Origin of the sequence: Jeongeupia sp. USM3, assembly GCF_001808185.1 — a bacterium.
Classification (GTDB): Bacteria; Pseudomonadota; Gammaproteobacteria; order Burkholderiales; family Chitinibacteraceae; genus Jeongeupia.
In genome coordinates, this window is the sequence record NZ_CP017668.1 from 2,024,263 (window position 1) to 2,045,754 (window position 21,492).

At 63.8% G+C, this 21,492-nt stretch carries 21 protein-coding genes; 6 read left to right on the top strand and 15 right to left on the bottom strand.

Annotation, left to right across the window (positions count from 1 at the left end; genetic code table 11):
* Positions 1–5: 5 nt before the first annotated feature.
* Both BJP62_RS09590 and BJP62_RS09595 read right to left on the bottom strand, forming a co-directional pair.
* A complete protein-coding gene (locus BJP62_RS09590; RefSeq protein WP_070529330.1) occupies positions 6–1,232 on the bottom strand; it encodes a Wzz/FepE/Etk N-terminal domain-containing protein in 1,227 nt (408 codons plus the stop codon).
* Between the two features lie 45 nt (positions 1,233–1,277).
* On the bottom strand, positions 1,278–3,113 hold the full coding sequence (locus tag BJP62_RS09595; protein WP_168163820.1) for an SLBB domain-containing protein: 1,836 nt from the start codon (positions 3,111–3,113) through the stop codon (positions 1,278–1,280).
* 291 nt (positions 3,114–3,404) lie between these two features.
* Between BJP62_RS09595 and BJP62_RS09600 the strand changes: the two genes are divergently transcribed.
* Positions 3,405–5,384 carry a U32 family peptidase gene (locus BJP62_RS09600; protein ID WP_070529334.1) on the top strand — a complete coding sequence of 660 codons (1,980 nt, stop codon included), beginning with the start codon at positions 3,405–3,407 and terminating at the stop codon, positions 5,382–5,384.
* A gap of 729 nt (positions 5,385–6,113) precedes the next feature.
* Here BJP62_RS09600 and BJP62_RS09605 read toward each other — a convergent pair.
* The 8 genes from BJP62_RS09605 to BJP62_RS09640 all read right to left on the bottom strand — a co-directional run bounded on the left by BJP62_RS09605 (position 6,114) and on the right by BJP62_RS09640 (position 14,203).
* On the bottom strand, positions 6,114–7,124 hold the full coding sequence (locus tag BJP62_RS09605; protein ID WP_070529336.1) for a nucleoid-associated protein: 1,011 nt from the start codon (positions 7,122–7,124) through the stop codon (positions 6,114–6,116).
* A 100-nt stretch (positions 7,125–7,224) separates the two neighbouring features.
* The gene (locus BJP62_RS09610; RefSeq protein WP_145927162.1) at positions 7,225–9,444 is read right to left on the bottom strand and encodes a hypothetical protein; all 2,220 of its coding nucleotides are present in this window, start codon (positions 9,442–9,444) and stop codon (positions 7,225–7,227) included.
* A gap of 8 nt (positions 9,445–9,452) precedes the next feature.
* The gene (locus tag BJP62_RS09615; protein ID WP_070529337.1) at positions 9,453–10,154 is read right to left on the bottom strand and encodes a PilW family protein; all 702 of its coding nucleotides are present in this window, start codon (positions 10,152–10,154) and stop codon (positions 9,453–9,455) included.
* 7 nt (positions 10,155–10,161) lie between these two features.
* Positions 10,162–10,587 (bottom strand): hypothetical protein, encoded by a 426-nt coding sequence (locus BJP62_RS09620; RefSeq protein ID WP_168163821.1) that lies wholly within the window; start codon positions 10,585–10,587, stop codon positions 10,162–10,164.
* A complete protein-coding gene (locus tag BJP62_RS09625; RefSeq protein ID WP_070529340.1) occupies positions 10,541–11,002 on the bottom strand; it encodes a prepilin-type N-terminal cleavage/methylation domain-containing protein in 462 nt (153 codons plus the stop codon). Before BJP62_RS09625 ends, BJP62_RS09620 begins: the two co-directional genes overlap by 47 nt.
* A complete protein-coding gene (locus tag BJP62_RS19000) occupies positions 10,996–11,457 on the bottom strand; it encodes a type IV pilin protein (protein WP_070529342.1) in 462 nt (153 codons plus the stop codon). The genes BJP62_RS09625 and BJP62_RS19000 overlap by 7 nt, the downstream gene beginning before the upstream one ends.
* A gap of 115 nt (positions 11,458–11,572) precedes the next feature.
* Positions 11,573–13,009 carry a glycoside hydrolase family 1 protein gene (locus BJP62_RS09635; protein ID WP_070529344.1) on the bottom strand — a complete coding sequence of 479 codons (1,437 nt, stop codon included), beginning with the start codon at positions 13,007–13,009 and terminating at the stop codon, positions 11,573–11,575.
* A gap of 297 nt (positions 13,010–13,306) precedes the next feature.
* Positions 13,307–14,203 (bottom strand): 5'-nucleotidase, encoded by an 897-nt coding sequence (locus BJP62_RS09640; protein WP_070529346.1) that lies wholly within the window; start codon positions 14,201–14,203, stop codon positions 13,307–13,309.
* 70 nt (positions 14,204–14,273) lie between these two features.
* On the opposite strand from BJP62_RS09640, the gene BJP62_RS09645 reads away from it, so the two are divergent.
* The 3 genes from BJP62_RS09645 to BJP62_RS09655 all read left to right on the top strand — a co-directional run bounded on the left by BJP62_RS09645 (position 14,274) and on the right by BJP62_RS09655 (position 16,070).
* Entirely contained in the window at positions 14,274–14,978 is a 705-nt protein-coding gene (locus BJP62_RS09645) for a glutathione binding-like protein (protein WP_070529348.1), read from the top strand.
* 88 nt (positions 14,979–15,066) lie between these two features.
* Positions 15,067–15,540, top strand: coding sequence for a VOC family protein (locus tag BJP62_RS09650; protein ID WP_070529349.1), 474 nt, complete (start codon positions 15,067–15,069; stop codon positions 15,538–15,540).
* A 50-nt stretch (positions 15,541–15,590) separates the two neighbouring features.
* Entirely contained in the window at positions 15,591–16,070 is a 480-nt protein-coding gene (locus tag BJP62_RS09655) for a DUF3291 domain-containing protein (RefSeq protein ID WP_070529351.1), read from the top strand.
* 42 nt (positions 16,071–16,112) lie between these two features.
* Here the strand turns inward: BJP62_RS09655 and BJP62_RS09660 are convergent, their stop codons facing one another.
* Positions 16,113–16,442 (bottom strand): YegP family protein, encoded by a 330-nt coding sequence (locus tag BJP62_RS09660; protein ID WP_070529353.1) that lies wholly within the window; start codon positions 16,440–16,442, stop codon positions 16,113–16,115.
* Between the two features lie 105 nt (positions 16,443–16,547).
* Between BJP62_RS09660 and BJP62_RS09665 the strand changes: the two genes are divergently transcribed.
* Complete coding sequence (locus BJP62_RS09665; protein WP_070529355.1) at positions 16,548–17,009, top strand: DMT family transporter; 462 nt, start codon at positions 16,548–16,550, stop codon at positions 17,007–17,009.
* A gap of 212 nt (positions 17,010–17,221) precedes the next feature.
* Positions 17,222–17,470, top strand: coding sequence for a hypothetical protein (locus BJP62_RS09670; RefSeq protein ID WP_070529357.1), 249 nt, complete (start codon positions 17,222–17,224; stop codon positions 17,468–17,470).
* A 65-nt stretch (positions 17,471–17,535) separates the two neighbouring features.
* Here BJP62_RS09670 and grxD read toward each other — a convergent pair whose 3' ends face one another.
* The 4 genes from grxD to mgtE all read right to left on the bottom strand — a co-directional run bounded on the left by grxD (position 17,536) and on the right by mgtE (position 21,354).
* Entirely contained in the window at positions 17,536–17,850 is a 315-nt protein-coding gene (grxD, locus tag BJP62_RS09675; protein WP_070529359.1) for a Grx4 family monothiol glutaredoxin, read from the bottom strand.
* Positions 17,851–17,943: 93 nt separating this feature from the next.
* Positions 17,944–18,750, bottom strand: coding sequence for a peptide chain release factor N(5)-glutamine methyltransferase (gene prmC, locus BJP62_RS09680; RefSeq protein WP_070529361.1), 807 nt, complete (start codon positions 18,748–18,750; stop codon positions 17,944–17,946).
* On the bottom strand, positions 18,722–19,834 hold the full coding sequence (locus BJP62_RS09685) for a mechanosensitive ion channel family protein (RefSeq protein WP_070529363.1): 1,113 nt from the start codon (positions 19,832–19,834) through the stop codon (positions 18,722–18,724). The genes prmC and BJP62_RS09685 overlap by 29 nt, the downstream gene beginning before the upstream one ends.
* An 89-nt stretch (positions 19,835–19,923) precedes the next feature.
* Positions 19,924–21,354: a magnesium transporter gene (mgtE, locus tag BJP62_RS09690; RefSeq protein ID WP_070529365.1), complete on the bottom strand. Its 1,431-nt coding sequence runs from the start codon at positions 21,352–21,354 to the stop codon at positions 19,924–19,926.
* Between the last annotated feature and the right edge of the window lie 138 nt (positions 21,355–21,492).

Genomic DNA, 21,492 nt, shown 5'->3' on the forward strand with positions numbered 1-21,492 from the left:
GCCGCTTAGCCGGCAGTGCGGCCTCGCCAAGCATCACCGAGCGCACGCAGTCGTTGCCGCGTCAACGGGTCGCTGCCGCGCTGGCGCCACAGTCCGCTCGCCACCGCCCAAAGTACGGCGACGAAACCACCGAGCACGACCGCGAGTAGGACGATCAGTGCACGCTTGGGGCTGGCGCGCTTCTGTGGCACGGTCGCGGTGTCCACGACCTGCAGATTGCTCTGCTTGGCCTCGTCGAGCTTGGCCATCTCGACCTGCCTGGCTAGCGCCTCGAACAGCGCCTCGTAATACTTCACCTCGCGCAGGCTGCGGACATAGTCTAGCGCTGCGGCCGGCACCCTGGACTTGGCAATCAGCACACCATCGTCATCCCGCCCGCGCGTGTAGTTGGCGAGCTGGGCACGCAGGCCGGTGATTTCGGCCTCCAGCTGCCGCACCTGCGGGTTCTCGCCGGTCGCGTAATTGCGCATCGCGGCCAGTTGCACCTCGCGCGCGGCCACCTGGGCCTTCAGGTCGGCCAGCGTATCGACGGTAGCGCGACTTTGCTCGTCAAGCTTGACGATGCCGGAACGCTCCTGCAGCTGCTTCAATCCGACCTCGGCATCGATCAGCTTCCTCTGCACCGAATTGAATTCGGATTCGAAGAACTGCCGCCGCTGTGCCGCCTCGGTCACCGCCAGCTGCGTCATCAGCTTGCGCAGCTCGACAACATAGGCGTTCGCCATTGCCGCCGCCTGCGTTGCCGATTCATCCTGAACGGAAACGCTGATCAACCCGTCCTTGCCACTGGCGATCCGCGTACGCTGCTTCAGTACTTCAAGCCCATCGTCGCGAAAACGCGTCTTGTACTGCTGCTGCAGCTTGAACTGCTGCAGCAGCGCCTCACGCACTCGGCGGCTTTCGAGCATGCCTATATAGATCGCGTTCGGGTCTTTCAGCCCGGCAGCACCCGCCGCCAGCCCGCCCAAACCCCCGCCCCCCACCCCCAGCTGTGCCAGCAGCGCACTTCCTCCACCCTGCTCCTTGGGGGGCATGAATGTCGTGGCCGCCTGATACATCGGCGTCGCAAGCAGTGCGTACGCCACTCCGATCACACCAAACAGCAGCGGCAGCAGGACCAGCGTGCGCCGTGCCTTGGCCAGCAAGGTTAACAGGTCGATCAGATCGATCTCGGATCCCTGCGGCGCCAGACGTTCCCGTTCTCTGGCAGGTAAATCAACTAATTGCGACATTGGACTACCATGAAATCAAGAAATTGTATCGGCGTCGTCAGGCAATCAATCCGTCAGCACCTTGATGCCGGCCGCGCCAAGTCCGAACTGGTAGAATATCTGCGCCCATTCTTTAAGCTCCTGCGTCCAGGAGCTGTAATCGGCACGTATCGGCAACGCCACGGTATCGCCCGGATAAACCTTCAGGCCATCCACCGAGCTGAACCAGCTTTGCTGGCGGCTTTCTACACTGCCATCGGCGCGAATCAGATAGGTATAGCTGTCGTCAGCATACCGGGTCGGGCCGCCAGCCAACTTGACATAGTCGGCAACCGAGCGATCTTTGCGATAGACAAAAGCGTTCTGGCTCTGAACCGCGCCGAGAACGTAAACCGTGCCTGGGAAACGCGGTATGGCAAAACTGTCTCCGTTTTGCAGCGGAATCTCGGGCAAGTCGGCAACCGTGCTTTGCGGTCCGGGCAGGTTGAGCACGATGCGACCAGATGCTTTCAAGCCGCGCATTTTCTCGATCTGCTTGCGATTGCGCTCGGCTTGCTGATTGATCGCCTGAACGTTGTCGGTATTGCTGAGCGTGGTCAGACGCGCATTGGCCGCGTTTTGCGATTCCTGCTCGAAGCGATCGAGCACTTCCTCGAGCCGCTGTTGCTGTTGTTGCCGGACCGACTCGCGCGTCAATTCTGCGGCGAACAGATAGCCGCTCTCCGTGACGCCCCCAGCCCGCGCCACCAATTGCCGCAGGGTTTCGCCGGATTGCAGCTGGTATACGCCCGGGTGAGCGACTTCACCGCCCAGCCGCACGTACTCGCTACCGATGCGTGGTGCCACCGCAAAGGCTTGCGGGACCACCAGGCGGTAGATATCGGAAGGATGCAGCTTGATCGCGGCAAAGCCATCACCGCCGTGCGCCCGATCGACGGTCGCCACCGGCTTGAACTGACGCTCGAGCTGCTTCTCGACAATGACCGGCAGCCCCTCGGCCGCGCTGTCGGTTCCGCCCGCCCACGCCAGCAAATCGGCCAGCGTCTCGCCACTCTTCATTTCGTAAATGGCCGGCCGTTTGACATTACCGCTGACCGCCACCATCGCCTTGGCGGGCGACATCAGGATCACATCGCCATCCTGCAACTGCTGATCGTTGTCGCGCTGTCCGTTGACGAGTAGATCGTACAGGTCGAAGCGCCCGATGATCTTGCCGGCCCGTTTCAACTTGATTTCGCGCATCGAGCCGTTTTGTGAAGGGCCACCCGCAGCGAATACGGCGTTCAGCAAGGTGCTCATTGCCGAAAAGCTGTACGACCCCGGCGCGCGCGCCATACCGACCACGTAAACCTGCACGCTTCGTGGCTGCGCAATGGCTGCCGTCAGGTCAAAATTGGTGAATACCCGATTGATTGCCTTTTTCAGCGACGACTGCAAATCCCGGTATTTGATCCCAGCCACCTGGACATTGCCGACACGGGGCAAATAAATGGCGCCATTTCGATCAACCACCACGTTGAGATCGATATCCACCATACCCCAGCCGCGAATCTGGATTTCATCGCCAGGACCGACGATATAATCACCGTTCACCTGTGCATTCTGCAAAGGCAAATATGCTGACGACATATTCGCAAACAAATCATGTCCGAATACATCAAGCGACACGTCATTGGGCAGATTGAAGGCCGCGTTCGCCACATTTGCAAAAGCGACGAACGACGACTTCTTGCTGTCCGTTACCGCCGGCGCAGCCATCTGCAACGGTGCAGCCCGAACTGACGACGAAGTTTGCACGATGCTCGGCAATTCAGCGGTACCCAGCGGCGCAACGCCCCCCGCCACCTGTGGCGCTGCAAGTGCGGCCGGCAGGTAAATTACTAAAAAAGAAAGAAAAAGCAAGAAATTTGTCAAATTTGTTCTGGGATTTTGTACCATTTCTTAAATGACATGCCGTCAGCATTTTATTTATTTACTAATAATACACGTAAGAAAATATCAAGGCAAATAGTGGGATTTTTGTAATATGCAAGCTTACAACATTTTCCACCAGCGGCTTCCAGGCAGCAATCTTCCCGCCAGTCATAGCCTCACTGACGATTGCCGGACGCCAGAATGACATGTGCCTACGTCAGAGCAAGCCAGGGCTCGATGACGTTACAATTGACTGAATTCCATCTCTGCCAAAAATCCATGAGCCTGCCGCTGAACCACCTCGAACTCCTCGCCCCCGCCAAGACCATTGAAATCGGTCGCGAGGCGATCCTGCACGGGGCGGATGCGGTGTATATCGGCGGGCCGGGCTTCGGCGCGCGGCACAATGCCTGTAACGACGTCAGCGAGATCGCCGAGCTGGTAAAGTTCGCGCATCGTTACCACAGCCGGATCTTCGTCACGCTCAACACCATCCTGCACGACGCCGAGCTGGAGCCGGCGCGCAAGCTGGTGCGCCAGTTGTACGACGCCGGCGTCGATGCACTGATCGTCCAGGACATGGGCCTGCTCGAGCTCGACATCCCGCCGATCCAGCTGCATGCGTCGACCCAGTGCGACATCCGCACGCCGGAGAAGGCGCGTTTCCTCGCCGACGCCGGTTTCTCGCAGGTGGTGCTCGCGCGCGAGCTGACGCTGCAGCAGATCGCCCGCGTGCGCGAGCAGCTGCCGCTCGACACGACGATCGAGTTCTTCATCCACGGCGCGCTGTGCGTCGCCTATTCGGGTCAGTGCAACATCAGCCACGCCGATACCGGCCGCAGCGCCAACCGCGGCGACTGCTCGCAGGCGTGCCGGCTGCCGTACACGCTGTCCGACAGCCAAGGCCGCGTGGTCGCGTTCGACAAGCATCTGCTGTCGATGAAGGACAACGACCAGAGCGCCAACCTCGAGGCGCTGATCGACGCCGGCGTGCGCAGCTTCAAGATCGAGGGCCGCTACAAGGACATGGGCTATGTGAAGAACATCACCGGCCACTACCGCGTGCTGCTCGACGAGATCCTCGAGCGCCGGCCGGAGCTGATCCGCGCGTCCAGCGGCAGCACCGAGCTGTACTTTGCGCCCGACGTCGACAAGAACTTCCACCGCGGCCACACCGACTACTTCGTCAACGGCCGCGAGGACGGCGATATCGGTGCGTTCGATTCGCCGAAGTACGTCGGCGTCGAACTCGGCACCGTGACCAAGATCGGGCCGAAGTCTTTCGAGATCGAAGCCAATGCGCCGCTGTCCAACGGCGACGGGCTCAACTACATGCAGAAGCGCGAGGTGTTCGGCGTGCAGGCAAATACCGCCGAAAAGGTCGGTGCCGGCGACGACGGCGGCACGATCTGGCGCGTGTTCCCGAACGAGGCGATGGCCGGGCTCAAGGGACTGAAGGTCGGCAGCCGCATCCACCGCAACCGCGATCACGGCTGGGAAAAGGTACTGGCGCAGAAGTCGTCCGACCGCAGCATCGGTGCGTGGCTGAGTTTGTCCGACACCGCCGACGGGTTGGCACTGACCGTGACCGACGAGGACGGCATCAGCGCCACCGCCTGTACCACGCTGGCGCTCGAGCCGGCCAGGGACGCCGCCAAGGCGGAAGCCGGGCTGAAGGACAGCCTCGCCAAGCTCGGCAACACGATGTTCAGCGCCCACGACGTCACGCTGCAGCTGGCACAGCCGTGGTTCGTGCCGAACGGCGCGATCAACGCGCTGCGCCGCGACGCGATCGAACAGCTCGAAGCCGCGCGCGTGGCCGCGTGGCCACGCCCCGAGCGCAAGGCTCCGGTTTCTCCGCCGGTCACCTACCCGGAAACGTCGCTGAGCTATCTGGCCAACGTCTACAACGACGCCGCGCGCGCGTTCTACACGAAGCACGGCGTGCAGTTGATCGCCGCCGCGTACGAGGCGCACGAGGAACCGGGCGAAGTCAGCGTGATGATCACCAAGCACTGCCTGCGGTTCAGCTACAACCTGTGCCCGAAGCAGGCCAAGGGCGTGATCGGCGTCAAGGGCCAGATCCGGGCCGAACCGATGACGCTGAAGTCCGGCAGCGAGACCTATACGCTCAAGTTCGACTGCAAGCCGTGCGAGATGCACGTGATTGGCAAGATGAAGCCGCACATCTTCAAGTCGGCCCCGCCGAGCAGCGTGCCGGTGGCGCCGATCACCTTCCACAAGACCCGGCCGGCTTGACGCCTTCCGGGGCGCTCGCACCGCGCAAAGCCGCCAGCACTATCAATCAAAGGTTTTCTTAGCGCCTTCGGCGCGGTTTGAAGGCGTTGATTGCCGGTTCCGCCCGGCGGACGTGATACTTTCTTTGCTTCGCCAAAGAAAGTATCCAAAGAAAGGCGACCCGGCCAAACCGGCCCTTCGGGCTCCCCTCGCGCCAGCCAATCGGTCCGGCGGCTGCGCAACTCGCGAGCTACGCTCGCTCAAACAGTGCTCGCCGAAACCCCGCACCGCTTGGCTTTTGCTCGGCGGCTTGGAACGGGATGAAAGGCGGCGCGCTTTTCACCGCAGCGGGTTGACTAAGTCCTGTTCGCCGCCCGTTGCATACCGCCCCGATCCCCCTCAGTAGCGCCGAGCAGCGCAAGTCGGCACGGGGACTTCGGCGAGCACTGTTTGAGCGCAGCGAGTTTGCGATTCCCGCCGTGGCGACTGAGCAGCACAGGGAACCCCGCTTTAGCGGGGCGCGGATGCGGGTCACGCCAAAGCTTGGCGGCTTTGCCGCCTAGCGACGCGCGATGCAGCGCACGCCTTTTCTTTGGGTACTTTCTTTTGGCGAAGCAAAAGAAAGTATCACGTCCGCCGGGCGAAACCGGCTGTCAACGTCTCTCACAACGCGCCGAAGGCGCTAAACACCGACGTCAGCCCAGCTCACCGCTCAACGCCGGCGGGCCGCCACCCAGCGATCAGCGCGCCCTAGCGATCACCGAGCAGCGCCCGCCGCAACCCTTCGGGGATCTCGGTCAAAATCAGCGTGCCGTTGTCGCGATCGTAGATTACCTGGCCGCTGCGCAGGCTGTTGCGGTCGAACTCGATCTTCCAGTGGTCGGCCTTGGCCTTGAAATGCGTCAGCGGCCGAATCGCGCGGCGGTCCGGGACGAAGTCGCTGGCGATCCTGCTCTCGTCGTCATTCAGCGCCTCGCGCAACAGCCCCGGCGCGTCGGGCCACGCCTGCTCGACCAGCTGGTCGAGGCTCAGCGGCGCGCCCGCATCGCCGGCTTCGTCGAGCATGCCGTGGGCGCGCTCGAACAGCGCATCGCGCTGCGGCGCCGGCAACTGCTCGCGCTCGGCGAACTGCGTCAGTCCTTGCACCAGCTTCTGCGTCTCCTTCAGCGCAATCACCACGTCGTTGCAGCCGAGGAAAAGCTTGAAGTAGTTGGCGACGTCGCCACGGCCCTTGAGGAAGCTAATGCAACGCTCGACGCCGCGCAGCCATGCCGAGAGGTCGATCCGGCCGGCGACGCGCAGCGCCGTCAGGTCGAGATAGGGGCTGTCGACGATACTCAGACCGTCACCGATCGCGGTACCGATGGCTTCGCTGGCCAGCGCGATGAACAGGTAATCGCTGCCGGCATGCTCGAGCCGCGCGATCACCACGTAGCCGCCGGCCGCCAGCGGCTCGGCCTCGATCCGCGCCAGCAGCTGCTGCATCAGCAACTTCGACAAGGTGACGAAATCGACCGCCCCGTCGACCACGTGCTGGCGCAACAAGCGCTGCACCGGAAAGCCGTCCTCGTCGTCCTCGAAGCGGCCGTAGCCCTTGCCGCTGCGCTCGCTGTAACGATCGACCAGCTGGTCGACCAGTTGCTGGGCAGCGGGGGAAGGCGCGATTTCGGCATCGCGCAGCACCATGGTCGCATCGCCGTGCGGCGCCTTGACCAGATGGTGGACGATGAGGTTGCGGAGCGTGTGTTCTGATGCAGTCATACAAGGCCGGGGCGACGCGTAAAACGTGATTGTCCCACGGACACGCACCAAAAAAAATCGGCCAGCCGATGAGGGCTGGCCGATGGATGCGCGATGCGGCTTAGAGGTAGCGGCTCCAGAGGACGCGGGCAGTCGTTCCTGCTGCAGGCGTATTGTTGCAGTTCTTGCCCGGAACATAGTCCTGATCGGCGTCGACGCCGGTCCGGACAATCTTGATGCCGCCCTGGCTGATTGTCGTCCTGCTGACCTGATTGGCACCAACAGTCATCGCACCGACCACGGTGGTCACTGCGCCCGAGGTCAACAAATCCTTGCCGAGAATCACGTTGCCCTTGATGTACCAGCCCGAAGTATCAAGCGCACCATCGGTCAGAATCGCCATATTGCCAATCGGCATCCCCGTATGTGAATTGCCTCCCGAGTCCTTCCACGTTTGGAATTTGGAAGGCGTGGCGGTCTTGTCACACAGATTCGCCGGGTAGAAGGTTCCGTCGCAAACGTCACTCGGCGCGACGAAGTTCGGTGCAGCCAGTGCCGCCGAATTGCTGCCAAGCGTCACTTTGTCGGTCGACATAATGGTGCCGATCAACGCGTTCTTCGTGCCGGCATTGCCTCGTTCGCCAGTCGAGATCGTCTTGCCGATGTCGACGCCATTCAGCGTCACCTTGCCTTCAAACCAGAATACCCCGGCCGGAAATTTCTTCATTCCGGTCAGGTCCCAGCCCGCCGCTCTGGTCGCAGACTTGCCACAGCCATCGTTGCCGTTGTTGCACAACATCAGGCTCTTGTACGACACGCCGGCGATCGAGAACGAATCGTTCTTCAGATTGTACGGTCCAGAGCCAACAGCGCTTTTGTCGGATGAACGATTGACGTTCTGGATTTTGAGCATCGGATCGCCCGAGGCCTGGTCGAAATAGAACACGTAGTTCGCCTGATCCTGCATACCCGCCACGTTGATCGTATCGACTCTGGCATCACAGTACGGCACACCCGGCAGCCCCGGTGAGGTCCCTGCGACATCGGTCTGCAACTTGGGAAAGGTCTTCAGCACCCCTGCCGCATAGCTTTTCCCAGCAATCACGCCGCTATCGGAGATCGTCGGGTTGCCATTGTTGGTCATGTAGAAATTGCCACCGCCGGTAATCGTGCCCATCGTGCTGTGGTACATGTTGACGTCGCCGTACGCCTTGAGCGTTGTGTAGGTTCCGTCCCAGCCGGTAATCGCCACGTCGCCGCCCCAGAGCAGGTCCACCTTGGACTGCTTGAGCGTAATACCGCCGCCGTACAGAGAGCTGTAGCTTAGGCGAAACGTGGTAGGTAGCGTTCCCGAGCCGGACAGTCGCTCCGCACTGCCGTCCTGCGTGATCGTCCCGTTGTTGACCGAAGTATTTTTCAGATTCAGCAGGAACTTGGATCCGTCGGACAGCGTGATAACGATCAGCCCCGTAGTGGGTGGAATGATCGTGCCATCGGCCTGCTTGATCCCGCCGACGACGGTCGTTCCGGTAACCGAGCCAGCAGTCAGTGCCGCGTTGAACGCCCCGGCCCGGATTCCCGTATACGTTCCTTGATCCTGTGACAGGCTGACGCTCTTGCCCCAGAGGTCGGCCCTCACCGGCGGCGTCATGCTTGCAATCGAAATACTGCCCTCCGAATACAGCTCGGCCCCATCGGCGACGCCGCCGCCACTCAGATTCACATCATCCTTGGTGCACCCGGAAACTTTGGCCGATGAGCCGCTGCCAATCGTAAGCAGTCCATTCACGGCAATGCTGTCGAGCTTGCTCTCCGACGTGACGATTTCCATGCTGCCGCCGCTGTAATCAACCGATCCGTTGAATACCAGTGCCGCCTTGGGTACGTTGCTGCATTGCTGAGCGCCGCCTGTTCCCGCTGCCACTGCATAAACGACCTGGACCGTCGACGTCGATTGGGCACGCGTGCCTTCAGCTGTTTTACCCTTTACATCGACCACCAGCTGCTTTGCCGAGTCTTGCCATACAACTGCTTTGACCTCAATATCGGTACGACCACCCAATGCCGTTTGAAGGGCTGAATTTAAACTGCCCGCAGTCAGCTCCCTTACTTCATCCGAGCTCAATGTCGTCAGATACAGCTGAATTGCCTCAACACCGGTCCAAGCCTTCAATTGCGCCTGCGTTGCTGCATGTGCCGATACACCCTGCTCCTGCGTGCCACGGACGTAATACACGGTACCGAGCACCGCAGCGGTCAGCGACAATCCGGTCAACAGCAGGATCAGAACGGTCGCGATACCACGCTGCGCCGTAGGACGAATTTGAAGCGAATGCATCATAGTTAGCCTCACGCGGCGGCCAAATGAAGATTGGCAAGACAAGTTGTGCTGGTTACAGCAATGCCATTGCTGTTCGTTGTATTCAGCACCACCTTGAACTTGCCTCCGACTGTTCCTGCTGGCGCAGTAGTAATACCAAACGGCTCGCAACCGGCATCTGGAGTCACATTGATCGTGACCTGAGGCGATGCCGGGCCAACAATCCAGACCGCATGATTAGCCACTGCATCTTCAACGCCGCCGGCAGTCGGCGCCCCCGGTGTTGGGCAGTTCGCAGAGGCGACGTACTGCAGTCCGCCGCGCGCCGGGGCAAACAAAATTGCGCACCGATCAGCCGCCGTCGGTGCAACACCGTTGGATACGCTGCTCCATGACCAAACCAAAGCCGCATTGCTTTTCGTGCCGATCAAGGTCGGATCGAACGCGGCGAAATCATCGTCCCCGTCCTTTTGGAATGCAAACAAAGCGCCAGCGAGGGCGGCTGCGTCGGCATACTCGACCCCGTAACCGGCGCTTTGAAGCGCTGACTCGACGGTCAGAAAGGCCGAAATACGGCTACCATCCTTCACTGCGGAAGATTTGCTTTCCAGCGTGGTTTTCACGGTGGTTTTGTATAGCGACATCATCGCCAAGACGACAATCATTGAAATCGTCAAGCCGACCATCATACTGATGATCGAAATACCGCGCTGTTGCGAGAAATTGCGCATTATGGATTCACTCCGTTGCACTGATGACGATCTTTCCATCGCCTCCCAGCAACTCGCGTGAATCGTCATCGGGTACATTTTCTATACTGCTAAGTACTTTAATTGTTTTTCCGGCAATAGATACCGGATCACAATTAACCGTGAAATTTATATTTTTATTGGCAGCAACTGAAACCTGAATCGTATTCCCGCACTTTGCACTCAAGTTCGCCATTGAAACAAGCTGTTCCCGAATGGCAGAAACCACGATGTTCTGGGTATTGGTATACCGCTGCGCCACCGCCGCACGCGATGCCGCATAGGTCAATCCAAGGCCGATCGCGGCCATCAGGAGGATGCCGATCAATGCCTCGAGCATCGCTTCACCACGTTGGTGTCCGTACTGCTCAATGCAACGTTTTCTGCGTTTCGTCACCGTTATCTGATATTTCATCTGATGTTTCATCGCCGTCGCTCACTGTGTAGCTGGATGCAGTCGCCATGCCCTGGTTGGAAAAACCCAGGCCGCCTGTGGTTGCAAGCCCGTTCAGGCTGATCGTCGTGCTCGTGGGCTTGCTGCCGCGCCACACGGCATTGGCCGTCGTGCACGTCACCGCGCCCTCGCACACCACCAGATCGTCCCCCTCCAGCCGCAACACGGCGGCGCTGCCGGTTGTGGCGCCGGTCGGGTTACGCAGCGCTACGGCCTTGGCGTGGGCAAAGCCCTGTTTCAATGTGCTTTCGACCTGCTGCACCCGCGCGCTCTGGCCCCAGCGCTGGGTGAACGGCACGCCGACCGCGAGCAGCAACGCCAGGATCGCGATGGTGATCATCAGCTCGATCAGCGTGAAGCCGCGGCCATCTACCATTTGGTCAGGCCACCGCAGGCCGCACCACCGCCAGTCGGATTGGCCTCCGAAGGCGTGCGGGCGCCGGCGCTGTTCAGCGTCAGGGTGCAGCCGTTCATGCCCCCCTTGCCGGTCGCGGTCAGGGTGTAGTTGGCGCCCGCGGCGGAGAGGTAGGTGTAGTCGAAATCGGTCGACTGCGCGGCCGGCGTCCAGGTCGTCGCGACCGTCGTCGCAACGGCGGCCGTCGCCTTGGTCGGGTAGGCCAGCTGTTTCTGATAGATGTTTTCCACTGCCAGCGACAGGCTGACCAAATCAGCCCCGGCCGTCCTGGCCTTGGCGCGGTTGACGTAGTTGCTGTACGCCGGGAGGGCGATGCTGGCGAGGATGCCGATGATCGCGATGGTGATCATCACCTCGATCAGCGTGAAGCCGGCGCGGGCCTTGCGCCTGGGCCGGTCGGTTCGGAGCGGGGGCATATGTCTTGTTTTTCGGGAAACTGCAACCCGAACAATCTATCACAGCCGTAAGTCAATCACATATAACCCTAGCAATCCGGGCAAAAATGCGGTGTAAGCAAGACAGGTACACCGTTCACGATGCCTCGCCGTTGTTCGCGATCAGGTCGCGGTACCAGTAGAAGCTGTCCTTGCGCACCCGGCGCAGCGCACGGGCGTCGGTTTCGTCGCGGTCGACGTAAACGAAGCCGTAGCGCTTCTGGTAGCCGTTGAGCCACGAGAGGATGTCGGTGAACGACCACGGGCAGTAGCCGATCAGCGCGATGCCGTCGCTGATCGCCTCGCGGCACGCTTCGATATGGCCTTGCAGGTAGGCGATCCGGTAGTCGTCGCGGACGGTATCGTCGTCGCCGAGCACGTCGAATTCGCCGAGGCCGTTCTCGGTGATCATCATCGGCAGCCGGTAGCGGCTGGCGATGCGGCGCAGCGCGATGCGCAGCCCGGTCGGGTCGATCGCCCAGTCCCAGTTCGATGTCTGCAGGTGCGGATTCGGCGCGGTCTTGTACAGCCCCGGCACGCCCGACGACGGCGTCGTGCCCTTCTGGCCGGTGGTGTTGATGCGCTGCAGGGTCACGCCGCCCAGCGGGTTGTCGGTATAGCTGAGCGTGTAGTAGTAGTTCACGCCGACGAAGTCGGGCTTGCCGCGCGCCAGCAGCTCGAGATCGCCGGGCTGGATGTCCGGCGCTTCGCCGGTCTCGTGCAGATAGTTCAGCGCAGCGAGCGGGTAGCGGCCAAGGCAGTAGGTATCCAGCCACCAGTGGTTGGTGAACTCCTCGGCGTTTTCGAACGCCAGCATGTCGGCCGGGCTGCTCGACGCCGGGTAAGCCGGCGAGTAGGCGAAGCTCGGGCCGATCAGGCCGCCCGGCACGTGCTCGCGGAATGCGGCGATCGCGCTGGCGTTGGCAAGGAAGGCGTGGTGGTTGGCGGCGTAGAAACGCTTGCGGTCCTGCACCGCCGGCGGGTGGGTGCCGAGCAGGTAGGCATTGCTCAGGTTGTAGTTCTGCTCGTTCAGCGATACCCAGTACTTCACCTTGTGGCCGTAGCGCCGGTACAGCGTCACGCAGTAGGCGGTGAAGTCGTCGACGATGGCCCGCGATTCCCAGCCGCCGTATTCGTCCTGCAACGCCTGCGGCAGGTCCCAGTGGTAGAGCGTCAGCACCGGCGCGATGCCGTGGGCGATCAGTTCGTCGATCAGCGCATCGTAGAATGCCAGCCCGGCCTCGTTCGGCGTGCCGCGGCCCTGCGGGAAGATGCGCGGCCAGCTGACCGAGAAACGGTAGGCGGTCAGCCCCTGCTCGGCCATCAGCGCGACGTCTTCCCTGAAGCGGTGGTAATGGTCGACCGCGACGTCGCCGTTGCTGCCCTTGAAGGTGCGGCCGGGCTCCTTGGTAAAAACGTCCCAGACCGACGGCCCCTTGCCGTCGGCATCCCATGCACCCTCGACCTGATACGCCGCCGACGCGGCGCCCCAGAGAAAGTCCTGCGGAAACGGTTTGAGGCGGGCATGGTGCATGACTGGGCTCCGTGGGGGTCAGACCCTGAGCTTATGCCATCGCCCCGCGGCCGCGCTGCGGCAGATTGCCGCCGCCCGCGATGCGCATACCCAAAACGAGGCCGCGCAAGAGTGTGGACGGTGTTAGTAGGCGAGCGAGCCAAAGCAGGTCGCGCTCGCCCGGAGCGCAGAAACCGGAATGTACGTTCAGGTACATGAGGACGCCCCGAAGGAAGCACCCGGGCGGTGCGCCCCGAAGGTAGCCCCCTTGCGGGGTTCGGAGCACCGGACGGGCGCGAGATGCGCAGGCGCAGCCGCCTAATGCACCGGATTTGCGATGCCGGCGAGCACCTGCCCGGTGGGCCCGGCCAGCGCGGCCGAGCGGCAATGGCCGGTCTGGTCGTCGAAGAAGAAGTCCGGCTCGAACGCGGCGAGGAAAGGCCCCTTCTCGAGCCCGCCGAGGAACATCGCCTCGTCGACGTGGATGTGCCAGTCCATCAGCGTGCGGATCGCGCGTTCGTGCGCCGGCGCGCTGCGCGCGGTGACCAGCGCGGTGCGGATCTTCATCGGCGCGGCGGCCGACTGCAAGCGGTGCAGCGCCTCGAGGAACGATTTGAACGGCCCGGCCGGCAACGGTTCGCGCGAGTGCGCGGCTTCGTGCGCGTGGAAAGCCGGCAGCCCGGCGCCCTGGTAGATGCGCTCGGCCTCGTCGGAGAACAGCACCGCGTCGCCGTCGAAGGCGATGCGGATTTCGTCGGGATGCTCGGCCGCGCGTACCGAATCCGGGTAGACGTGCGCAGCCGGAAAGCCGGCGTCGAGCGCCGCGCGGACGTCGTCGGCATTGGCCGACAGGAACAGGTTGGCCTTGAGCGGGCCAAGGTAGCGGTAAGGCTCGCGCCCCTGGGTGAACACGCCACGCTCGAGCCTGAGGCCGTGCGCGCCGGCCGAGTGGAACACCCGCAGCCCGCTGACCGGATCGTTGCGCGACAGGATCACCACTTCGACCCGATGTTCGCCGCCGGCGTTGAACGCCAGCAGCTTCTTCACCAGCGGCAGCGCCACACCGGCGTGCGCGGCGGTTTCGAGCCGCTCGAGCTGCAGTGCCATGTAGGCGGCGGCATCGCCCGATTCGAACACGCGGTTCTCGTCCTCGAAGTCGAGCAGCGCGCGCGAAGAAATCGCCACGACCAGCTTGTTATCCAGCGTGAACGGCATCATTTCATCCCGGTTGGCATCCCCACCGCAGTGTAACAGCCCGTCCCCGCCGGGGCGGCAGGAGCGCACCATGATCGACCTGTACTACTGGACCACGCCGAACGGCCACAAGGTCAGCATCTTTCTCGAGGAAACCGGCCTCGATTACACAATCCACCCGGTCAACATCGGCAAGGGCGAGCAGTTCGACCCGGCTTTCCTGAAGATCGCCCCGAACAACCGGATCCCGGCCATCGTCGACCGGAACCCGGCCGACGGCGGCGCGCCGGTGCCGCTGTTCGAATCGGGCGCGATCCTGCTGTACCTGGCCGACAAGACCGGCCGGCTGATTCCGCAGGACCTGCGCGGCCGAAACGCGGCGCTGCAATGGCTGTTCTGGCAGATGGGCGGCCTCGGCCCGATGGCCGGGCAGAACCACCACTTCAGCCAGTACGCGCCGGAAAAGCTGCCGTACGCGATCGAGCGCTACGTGAAGGAAACCGCAAGGCTGTACGCGGTGATGGACAAGCGCCTCGGCGAATCGGCGTATCTGGCCGGCGACGAGTACAGCATCGCCGACATCGCCGCCTATCCATGGGTCGTGCCGTACGAGCGCCAGGGCCAGGATCTGGCCGACTTCCCTCATCTCAAGCGCTGGTTCGACGCGATCGCCGCCCGGCCGGCCGTGCAGCGCGCCTACGCCCGGGCCGACGAGATCAACCCGGGCAAGCCGATGAGCGACGACGAGAAGAAGGTGCTGTTCGGCCAGGACGCCGGCACGGTACGCCAGCGCTGACCGGTCATCGGGCCGGCGCTACGGCGCGGCCGTCGTGCGCTATGCCGGGTAACGCGGCCGTCGCGGCCGCGCCATACGGAGACGCACGATGCAAACGATCACGCCCTTCCTCTGGTTCGACGGCAACGCCGAGGAGGCCGCAACGTTCTACGTGTCGGTCTTCCCGAACTCGCGCATCACCGACACGCTGCGCTACGGCGACGGCATGCCGTTTCCGAAAGGGACGGCGCTGACCGTCGGCTTCGACCTCGACGGCCTGCGCTTCACCGCACTCAACGGCGGGCCGCAGTACCGCTTCTCGCCGGCGACGTCCTTCGTCGTCCACTGCGACGATCAGGCCGGCATCGACCGCTACTGGGAAGCGCTCGGCGAGCGCGGCCAGTACCAGCAGTGCGGCTGGCTCACCGACCGCTTCGGCGTGAGCTGGCAGGTGGTGCCGCGCGACCTGGCCGCACTGCTCGGCGGCGACGATCAGACCGCGGCCGGCCGGGCGATGCAGGCGCTGATGACGATGACCCGGATCGACATCGCCGCATTGCAGGCCGCACGGGCTGGCGGATAGGTTTTTCACCCCATTTCACGCAACTTTTTCAACCCGATGCAGGAGTCCTCGTGCCGACGTACCAGCTTGCCCAACTGAACATCGCCACCCTGCTGGCCCCGCTCGACTCGCCGCAGCTCGCCGGCTTCGTCGCCGAGCTGGACCGGATCAACGCGCTGGCCGAAGCCGCACCGGGCTTCGTCTGGCGGCTGCAGGACGAAGCCGGCGACGCCACCGCGATCCGGCCGTTCGGCGACGACGTCCTCGTCAACATGTCGGTGTGGGACGGCGTCGATGCGCTGCACGACTATGTCTACCGTTCGGACCACGCGCAGATCTTCAAGCGCCGCCGCGAATGGTTCGACAAGATGCGCGATGCCTACATGGTGTTGTGGTGGGTACCGGCCGGCCACGTGCCGACCAGCGAGGAAGCGGCACAGCGGCTGGCCCACCTGCGCCAGCATGGTCCGACCCCGTACGCGTTCACGTTCCGCGATCCCTGTCCGCCGCCGGATGCCGTCGCCGAGGCGGCCGGCGCGCTGCCGCAATGAAAAAAGCGCCGCAATGCGGCGCTTTTTTCATGCCGATCAGACTCAGGCTTCGACGACCGGCGAATCCGGGCCGTTCTTCTTCACCGACTCGATGCCGTTCTCCATGGCCGCCTTGCTGCTGTAGTACTCGCTGCGGCCGATTTCCTGGTGGTTGGCGGCCTTGAGGACGAAATACGGCTCGCCGTTCTTGTTCTCGCGGCGCTCGTAGCGCTCTTCGAGCGGCGAGTTGGTCCTGACCGACTCGATGCCGTTCTCGGCCGACGCCTTGGTCTTGTACAGCTCGCTGGTCAGGATCACCTGACCGTTGGCAGCCTTGAGGTTGAACATGTACTGGCCGTCCTTGGCCTGCTTGAGTTCGTACTTGCCCGACATTGTTGCCCTCCTGAACGAATTGGCCCAAACCATTACTGAGCGGATGAAAATCAATGGCGCCCGCAGTGCGGGGTGCTCCATAAAGTATGGGAAAGGAGGGCCATCATGCAACTGGTGTATTTCCTGCTCGCGACCGCGATAGGTCTTGTCATCCCGCTGCAGGCAGCGGTCAACAATCACGTCAGGCTGCTGATCGGCGGCAGCACGGTGCTGGCGGCGCTGGTGTCGTTCGCCGTCGGTACGCTCGTGCTCGCAATCGCCGCAATCGCCACCGGCCAGCGCTGGGCGGGGCTCGCCAACCTGTCCCACGCCAGCGCGTGGCAGCTATCCGGCGGCGTGCTCGGCGCCTTCTTCGTTTTCGGCTCGACCCTGATCGCGCCGCGGATCGGCGTCGCGGCGATGATCTCGCTGATCATTGCCGGCCAGGTCTGCGCATCGCTGCTGTTCGACCGCTTCGGCATCCTCGGCATGCCGCTGCGCGACATCGGCGGCTGGCGGATGCTCGGCGCGCTGCTGGTCGTCGTCGGCGTGGCGCTGGTCAATTTCGGCGACCGGCTGCCGCACTGATCAGCGCGGCTGACAGCTGGCGTCGTTGTACTCACCTGCCGTACTTCTTGTACTGTTGCGACCGCAGGGAGTCCCTGTGGGACGTGTTCGTACGCCGTGCCGGCACGTTGCACCGGGGTTTGCTGGCCGCGCCAGGCCAGCGTCATTGTTCACGCGGTGCCGGCGTGCAAACTGCCGGGCTTTCCGCCGGCCGAAGCGCGATCATCGCCGGCATGAACACGACCGCACGCCGCCTCGGCACGACGCTTGCCCCGCTGATCGGGATCGCCATCGCCACCGTGCTCGCCGTCGGCGGGCTGAACATCGCGCGCCAGCAACTGGTCCGCAAAACGATGCTGCAGGACGCCGCGATCAGGCTCAGCGACACCCAGCTCGCGTCGGCGGCCGACTGGATCGCCGCACACCGCGGCTCCGGCTACAAGCAGGAAGCCGGCAAGCCGTGGGCGGTCGACAACGGCTGAACCCGTCTCGTCCGCGCATGAAAAAACCCGCCGGACCGGCGGGTTTTTTTCGGCCGGTGCCCGGCTCAGCCTTCGATGCCTTCGAGCATCTTCTGCAGTTCGCCCGATGCGAACAGCTCTTTCATGATGTCCGAGCCGCCGACGAATTCGCCCTTGATGTAGAGCTGCGGAATCGTCGGCCAGTTGGCGAATTCCTTGATGCCCTGGCGGACTTCCGGGTCCTCGAGCACGTTGACGGCGGCGAACGGCACGCCGCAGTTCTTGAGGATCTGCACGGCGCCGGCGGAGAAGCCGCACATCGGGAATTGCGGCGTGCCCTTCATGTAGAGCACGACCGGGTTGGCGGTGATGGTCTGGCGGATGGTGTCTTGTGCGCTCATGGCTGTCTCGTTGGGGTCGACGTTGGGACCGACCAGTCGGGGGCGACAAAGGTCGATTGATTTACTCGGATATTTTACGGTCTCGGCTCGCGCTCAGGCAAGACGGCCGCCGCTGACGCGGTCGAGCCCGGCCAGATCAGGCCACGTCTGCACATCAAGAAAACCGGCAGCGGCGAGCAAGGCACGGCTCGCCTCACCCTGGTCGAAACCGTGCTCGAACAGCAGCCAGCCGCGCGGCGCCAGAGGCCCGCCCGCGCCTTCGACAATGCGGCGGATGTGTTCGAGGCCGTCGGCAAAATCGGTCAGCGCGCCCTGCGGCTCGAAGCGCAGGTCGCCCCGGCTCAGGTGCGCATCGCCGGCGACGATGTACGGCGGGTTCGAGACGACGAGATCGAACGTCTCGCCGGCCAGCGCCGCGTACCAGTCGGACTGGCGGAAGACGACGTCGGCGCCGAGCGCGGCCGCATTGCCGCGCGCCACCGCCAGCGCATCGGCACTGATGTCGACCGCGCTGACGGCCAGATCGGGCCGCTCGAGCTTGAGCGTCACCGGAATGCAGCCCGAACCGGTGCCGAGGTCGACGACGCGCGCGCCCTGCCCGGCGCGGGCCAGCGCCAGCTCGACCAGCAGCTCGGTTTCGGGGCGCGGGATCAGCACCGCCGGGCTGACGGCGAAATCGCGGCCGTAGAACTCGCGCGTGCCGACCAGATAGGCGACCGGCTCGCCGGCGCGGCGGCGAGCCGCCAGCGCCTCGAACGCGGCGGCCTGCGCCGGCGGCAGCACGTCGTCGGCGTGGCCGATCAGCCAGGCGCGGCTGACCTGCAGCGCGTGCTGCAGCAGCACGCGGGCGTCGACGGCATCGAGTCGGGCATCAGCAAGCAGTTGTCGGGGCGTGGTCATGGACAGGGGCCGCAGCGGCGGCGTCGAGCTGCAGGCGCCGCGTCGGCTGCGCCACGCGCGCACCGTGACGGGCGACGATGGCCATGATCTCGACCAGCACCGCCTGCTTGATGCGATGGAACTCGACCCAGTTGGTCGTGTGCGTGAAACAGTAGACGAAGAACTGCAGCGACGATTCGCCGAAAGTATCGAAATTGACCATCAGCGTCTGGCTGTCGTCGATGTCCGGATGCGCGATCAGCAGCGCGCGCACGTCGTCGAGCAGCGCCGGCAGCACGTCGATATCGTCGTAGCGCAGGCCGATCGTTTCACGGATGCGGCGGTGGCTCATGCGCGACGGGTTCTCGACGGTGATGGTCGTGAAGGCCGAATTGGGCACGTACAGCGGCCGCTTGTCAAAGGTGCGGATCGTCGTCAGCCGCCAGCCGATCTCCTCGACCACGCCTTCGATGTCGCGGTCGGGCGAGCGGATCCAGTCGCCGATGCCGAACGGCCGGTCCAGATGGATCATCACGCCGCCGAAGAAATTGGCCAGCAGGTCCTTGGCGGCGAAACCGACCGCAATGCCGCCGACGCCGCCGAAAGCGAGCACGCCGGAGATCGAGAAGCCGAGCGACTGCAGCGCAACCAGCACTGCGGTGACGATGACCGAGACGCGCAGCAGGCGGCTGACCGCCAGCGCCGTGGTCGGGTCGACGTTCGGCCGCGAAGCCGTCACCGCGCGCGCGACGCGGTCGATGAAGCCGATCAGGAACCACGCGAACAGCACGATCACCGCCAGCGCACGCAGCGGCGGCACGTAAGCGAACACCTCGGATACCGCGTGCGGTTCGGCCAGCCCGGCGGCGACCGACAGCCCGAGCACCCACACCAGCCACGCCAGCGGCCGGCGCGCGGCGCCGACCAGCGCATCGTCCCAGTAGGTCTGCGTGCGCTGCGCCAGCCGCGTGACCAGCCGGGTCAGCCCGAGCCGGACCAGCGCATTGACGGACACCGTGGCCAGCACCACGGCGAAAACCTCGTAGATCCACGCATCGTTGCGGTAGATCGCCTGCATCCATTGCCAGACGGCGTTGTCGGCCATGCCTCCTCCCTCGGTCGTTCACCCACAGGGTGACCCCGCGCCCCGCCCCGGCGTTCCCGGACTTTTTACCGGCAGCGCCGCCCGGGCGATCAGGTGAGGAAGACCGTCGCCAGCCCGAGGAAGATGAAGAAGCCCATGCTGTCGGTCATCGCCGTCAGCAGCACGCTCGAACCGTAGGCCGGATCACGGCCGAGCTTCTGCATCGTGATCGGCACGAGGATGCCGACCAGCGCGGCGACCTGCAGGTTGAGCACCATCGCCGCCATCATCACCGCGCCCAGCGCCCACTGGCCGTACAGCGCGTAGGCGATCAGCCCGAGCACCCCGCCCCAGACCGTGCCGTTGAGCAGGGCGATGCCGAGCTCCTTGACGATCAGCCGGGTCGAATTGCCCGGGGTGATATGGCCGAGCGCCAAGCCGCGGATGATCAGCGTGATCGTCTGCGTGCCGGTATTGCCGCCAATGCCCGAGACGATGGGCATCAGGGTCGCCAGCGCCACGAGGTGGGCGATCGTGTCCTCGAACGCGCCGATCACCCGGCTGGCGAGGAAGGCCGTGCAGATGTTCACCGCCAGCCACGGCCAGCGGTTCTGCGTCGATTTCCAGATGCTCGAGAACAGGTCCTCGTCCTTGAGGCCGGCGAACGACAGCGTTTCGGAATCCTCGCGTGCAACGTCGAACATGTCGTCGACGGTCAGCCGCGCGATCACCCGGCGGTTGGCATCGACGACCGGCGCCGATACGAGGTCGTAGCGGTCGAAGGCGTTGACCGCATCGTCGACGCGGTTGTCCGGGCTGAAGGTGACGACATCGCGCGCCATCACCGCGCCGACCTGCTGCCGCGGCGGGTTGAGCAGCAGCTTTTCGAGCGACAGCACCCCGACCAGCGTGCGGTCGCGGTCGACGACGAAGAGCTTGTCGGTGTTCTCGGGCAGCGCGGCAAAACGCCGCAGGTAGCGCAGCACCGTCGCCAAGGTGATGTCGGCGCGGATCGTCACCATGTCGAAGTCCATCACCGAGCCGACCTCGTCGTCGCGGTACGACAGCGCGCTCTGCACCTGCGCACGCTCGGCCGGCTCGAGCGCGCCCATGACCTCCGACAGCACGTGCTCGGGCAGGTCGGGCGCCAGGTCGGCCAGGTCGTCGGCGTCGAGCGTGCCGGCGGCGGCGACGATCTCGTCGCTGTCCATCCGCGCGAGCAGCGATTCGCGCACCGCGTCGGAAACTTCGAGCAGGATTTCGCCGTCGCGCTCGGCGCGCACCAGCTCCCAAACGGTGAGCCGGTCGGGCCGCGGCAGCGCCTCGAGGACCTGCGCGATGTCGGCCGGGTGCAGCCGGTCGAGCTTGAGCGACAGCTCGGCCAGGTTCTGCTTGTGCACCAGTTGCTCGACCAGGTCGTGCTTGGCCATCGCCTGCTTGTGGACCATGCCCTCGATCAGCCGGTGCCGTTGCAGCAGCCGTTCGATCTGCTGCAGCGTTTCCTTGAAATTTTCCTGTGTCTTTCGGCTAACGTTACTCATGAGACAGCACCCCGACTTGCGCGCGCCGAGTGTAGCAGATCGTCATGACAGCCCGCCGGCAAGGCGCGCTGCACGCGGCGCGGGCGTGAAAAGAGCCTGAACAGCGACGGAGGACTGCGCTTATAATCGCGCGGCTTG

Coding starts and splice junctions, on each gene's coding strand:
- BJP62_RS09590 (WP_070529330.1), bottom strand. CDS start 1,232: ATGTCGCAATTAGTTGATTTACCTGCCAGAGAACGGGAACGTCTGGCG.
- BJP62_RS09600 (WP_070529334.1), top strand. CDS start 3,405: ATGAGCCTGCCGCTGAACCACCTCGAACTCCTCGCCCCCGCCAAGACC.
- BJP62_RS09605 (WP_070529336.1), bottom strand. CDS start 7,124: ATGACTGCATCAGAACACACGCTCCGCAACCTCATCGTCCACCATCTG.
- BJP62_RS09610 (WP_145927162.1), bottom strand. CDS start 9,444: ATGATGCATTCGCTTCAAATTCGTCCTACGGCGCAGCGTGGTATCGCG.
- BJP62_RS09615 (WP_070529337.1), bottom strand. CDS start 10,154: ATGCGCAATTTCTCGCAACAGCGCGGTATTTCGATCATCAGTATGATG.
- BJP62_RS09620 (WP_168163821.1), bottom strand. CDS start 10,587: ATGAAATATCAGATAACGGTGACGAAACGCAGAAAACGTTGCATTGAG.
- BJP62_RS09625 (WP_070529340.1), bottom strand. CDS start 11,002: ATGGTAGATGGCCGCGGCTTCACGCTGATCGAGCTGATGATCACCATC.
- BJP62_RS19000 (WP_070529342.1), bottom strand. CDS start 11,457: ATGCCCCCGCTCCGAACCGACCGGCCCAGGCGCAAGGCCCGCGCCGGC.
- BJP62_RS09635 (WP_070529344.1), bottom strand. CDS start 13,009: ATGCACCATGCCCGCCTCAAACCGTTTCCGCAGGACTTTCTCTGGGGC.
- BJP62_RS09640 (WP_070529346.1), bottom strand. CDS start 14,203: ATGCCGTTCACGCTGGATAACAAGCTGGTCGTGGCGATTTCTTCGCGC.
- BJP62_RS09645 (WP_070529348.1), top strand. CDS start 14,274: ATGATCGACCTGTACTACTGGACCACGCCGAACGGCCACAAGGTCAGC.
- BJP62_RS09650 (WP_070529349.1), top strand. CDS start 15,067: ATGCAAACGATCACGCCCTTCCTCTGGTTCGACGGCAACGCCGAGGAG.
- BJP62_RS09660 (WP_070529353.1), bottom strand. CDS start 16,442: ATGTCGGGCAAGTACGAACTCAAGCAGGCCAAGGACGGCCAGTACATG.
- BJP62_RS09665 (WP_070529355.1), top strand. CDS start 16,548: ATGCAACTGGTGTATTTCCTGCTCGCGACCGCGATAGGTCTTGTCATC.
- BJP62_RS09670 (WP_070529357.1), top strand. CDS start 17,222: ATGAACACGACCGCACGCCGCCTCGGCACGACGCTTGCCCCGCTGATC.
- grxD (WP_070529359.1), bottom strand. CDS start 17,850: ATGAGCGCACAAGACACCATCCGCCAGACCATCACCGCCAACCCGGTC.
- prmC (WP_070529361.1), bottom strand. CDS start 18,750: ATGACCACGCCCCGACAACTGCTTGCTGATGCCCGACTCGATGCCGTC.
- BJP62_RS09685 (WP_070529363.1), bottom strand. CDS start 19,834: ATGGCCGACAACGCCGTCTGGCAATGGATGCAGGCGATCTACCGCAAC.
- mgtE (WP_070529365.1), bottom strand. CDS start 21,354: ATGAGTAACGTTAGCCGAAAGACACAGGAAAATTTCAAGGAAACGCTG.